The sequence below is a fragment of the Sporosarcina sp. P20a genome (assembly GCF_002743175.1).
Taxonomy (GTDB): Bacteria; Bacillota; Bacilli; order Bacillales_A; family Planococcaceae; genus Sporosarcina.
Genome location: NZ_PDYT01000046.1, coordinates 1 through 3,113 on the forward strand (window position 1 = coordinate 1; position 3,113 = coordinate 3,113).

Here is a 3,113-nt window from a genome sequence, read left to right on the forward strand (position 1 = left end):
TTAGAAGTACGCTTTTACAGAGTTTCTGATCTCGCTGAATCATTGGAAAAAGCATGGCGCGACGACAAATTAGCGCAGTTCAGAGGTCGATTCAAAAGTGTGGATTTAATTATTTTAGATGAAATGGGATACGTACCCTTCAACAAAGAAGGAGCTGAGCTCCTTTTCCAACTTATTTCAGATTGGTACGAACAAAAAAGCTTAATTATTACGTCAAACCTGGAGTTTAGTCAATGGAATCGTGTATTTAGTGATTCTAGACTAACTGCCGCATTGGTAGATCGTGTGATCCATCACGCTCACATTTTGAATTTCACTGGAGATAGTTTCAGAGTTACTAACGCTTTATCACGACAAAGATAAAAACTAAATTGAAGGCTGGCAAGCTTGTGTATTTTTCATTGCAAACTTATGCACTTTCTTCTTGCAAAACACAACTGGTCACCAGATGCAGTCGTCGGGTTTACAAGCCTTCAAGAAGAGTGGAAAGACCGACCTACTGTGTCCACGAAAACCCTTTATAATTACATTGATTTAGACGTATTACGCGTTCGGAACATCGACTTGCCGATGAAACTGAGACGGAACACCAAAACGAAACGCATCCGAAGAAACCGTCGTGTTTTGGGTATTAGCATCGCTGAACGTCCTGTTGAAATTGAAGATCGTCAAGAATTCGGTCATTGGGAAATTGATACGGTAGAAGGACAGAAGTCTGATGACAATGCATTATTGACGCTCGTTGAACGTAAAACGAGAAACTATTATGCCATCCTCCTAGATGATCAAGATCACGATTCGGTCGACTTTGCGATGAACCAGTTACAAGAGGATTTTGGTGAGCTGTTTTCAAAAGTATTCAAAACGATTACGTCGGATAACGGCAGCGAGTTTTCTAATCTGACAAAGAGTCTTCAAGGTGTCACGGACGTCTATTTCGCTCGTCCATACGCACCGTATGAAAGAGGATCTAACGAGCGACACAATGGTCTTCTCAGACGATATATTCCCAAAGGAAAAGCGATTTCTGATTACTCTACAGAGTCTATTCAACGTATTTATCAGACAATGAATCAGTTGCCCAGAAAGATTTTGAACTATCGACAGCCGGCTGCTTTGTTTGAAGAAGAGTTAGCTAGGTTAGCTTAGTATTTCCAAAACGAGCACATCGATTGAGGAATACATCCCCCTTCATACATACACTGGATTTTATCTAAGTGGCTAACTTAATATTGCAATTTAGGATCATTTAATTAATGCATTAAGTGGGAAAGAAAAGAGTGCTATAGTAAATGGAAATTATATAACGGATAGGTCATTAAGCAATTACTTGTCTGACTCTGTCTCAAATTATACCGAACCTGGATGGAAATATACTCAAATACCTAGGTCAATTATTGAGTCATCACATGAAAATATTATTTTGGAAATGAATAATATTGAATAAACCTTATTAAATATAGTAGTTAAACTTACGTTAGTAATATCTTTTTAAGTAAATGATTTTTCAAGATCACTGATTATAGCATAGTGCTATTCAAGAAAAGGGCCATTATGTAGAGCAATACAGTAAATTTCATAATTAGGGGGATAGCTATGAAACGAATGCTTAAGTTTTCTTTTTCTGCCTTATTGGTAATTTTAATTGTAAGTGGATGTAACACAAAAAATGGAGAAGAGGGTATTTTTAAATACAAAGATTCGTATGTTGGTGATGCCAGCGCAGTAGGGAATAGTGCAAGTCAGTTGCGAGGTGCTGACCACTATAAGGGCTTTGAACTTAAAACATCCGAAGAGCCGTATGGCATTATTTTGAACTATGATTGGTCGGATTCAGAACTGAATTATAAAAAAACAGCTATATATAATGCTACTTTTTTATTTGCACTAATTAAAAACGTTGACTGGATAACGTTTGATTTTAATAATCAAGAATACAAAATAACAAGAGAAAATCTTCAAGCTTGGTATGGGGAAAATCTCAGAGATTTAGAAAACGAAAATGAAACAGAAAAACTTGCACAAAAATATTTGGAAGATGAAAGCAAAATAAATCAGTTATTCAATTAAAGGGTGCGATTATGGAACACAACCGTTCAACAATAGGGCCAGATTATGTGTTTTAAGATTATGGAGTATTTCATTTGAGAAAAAGTTATTGGAAAATCATCTTTGGTATTTACATCGTATTGGTAATAAATTTCGTTGTCGTTAAGTTTAACGGAAATATAAACCACACTATTAATACTGTGCTAATGAATATTATGAGAAGAGCTGAGGGTGGATCGAATTATAATTTAATACCATTCCAGACAGTTAGGATGTACCTAACTGATTTGAGTTTCGGTGTCGCATTTCTAAATATATTAGGTAATATCATTCCTTTTATTCCAATGGGTTTTTTAATTCCAAAGGCTTTCAGCTCTCAAAGAAGAATGATTAAAACAATGTTCACCTGCTTCTTACTGATATTAAGTATTGAATGCATTCAGTTTTTCGCATATTTAGGATCTTTTGATGTAGATGATATTATTTTAAATACGATTAGTTGTTTCTTAGGTTTTTTGTTCTTTAGTGCATACAGCAGAATTTATAAAAAGTATAAATCTGCGTAATGTGAGGTTAAGGAAAAAGTTGGTTTAAGTAATCGGGGGCAATCCTGGAATTAGGTGTTGTGCCGTTAAAGGGCCATTTTAAACAACACTAAATTTAAATAGCAAAGTTAATAGTTAATAAAATGTGCAAGAGAGGCAATTTAGAGTTTGAAAGAAGGGATACGTTGAAAAAAGATATTAAATACAAAAGAAGAGCAATTCAAAAAGTCTCTTTCATTGTAATAATAGGTTCAATGACAATCCTGCTTTTATTACATGTGACCGGATTAGCGACGAAATTTTCTATAGAGAGTTTGGAAGCATTCCAGTTGGGAGGTATTGTAATCTCGATTCTACTCCTCATCATTTCATTTTTCTTTAAAGTGAAATGATGTGACGAGACTGCCATTGCGTTAGTTGTAACTGGCTTTTACTTTTCAAGAAATTAAAAGTAGGGAAATCCTTGTTAGTGAACGTTCAACTAATGGATATAGCTGTGTGACGTAAATTATTCCTGAA

4 protein-coding genes are annotated in these 3,113 nt (G+C 35.0%); all 4 read left to right on the forward strand.

From position 1 onward, the window contains the following. A partial coding sequence (locus CSV72_RS16410; protein ID WP_158232252.1) for an ATP-binding protein occupies window positions 1-363 on the forward strand: 363 nt, incomplete at its 5' end. Between the two features lie 48 nt (window positions 364-411). Then, window positions 412-1,149: an IS30 family transposase gene (locus CSV72_RS16415; protein ID WP_099679231.1), complete on the forward strand. Its 738-nt coding sequence runs from the start codon at window positions 412-414 to the stop codon at window positions 1,147-1,149. 447 nt (window positions 1,150-1,596) lie between these two features. Then, complete coding sequence (locus CSV72_RS16420) at window positions 1,597-2,070, forward strand: DUF4825 domain-containing protein (protein WP_099679232.1); 474 nt, start codon at window positions 1,597-1,599, stop codon at window positions 2,068-2,070. Window positions 2,071-2,144: 74 nt separating this feature from the next. After that, window positions 2,145-2,615 carry a VanZ family protein gene (locus tag CSV72_RS17310; RefSeq protein WP_099679233.1) on the forward strand — a complete coding sequence of 157 codons (471 nt, stop codon included), beginning with the start codon at window positions 2,145-2,147 and terminating at the stop codon, window positions 2,613-2,615. The last annotated feature ends 498 nt before the right edge of the window (window positions 2,616-3,113 follow it).

What these genes read in the sequence shown, in the direction of transcription:
- CSV72_RS16420 (WP_099679232.1), top strand. Translation starts at nt 1,597, where the DNA reads ATGAAACGAATGCTTAAGTTTTCTTTTTCTGCCTTATTGGTAATTTTA.
- CSV72_RS16415 (WP_099679231.1), top strand. Translation starts at nt 412, where the DNA reads ATGCACTTTCTTCTTGCAAAACACAACTGGTCACCAGATGCAGTCGTC.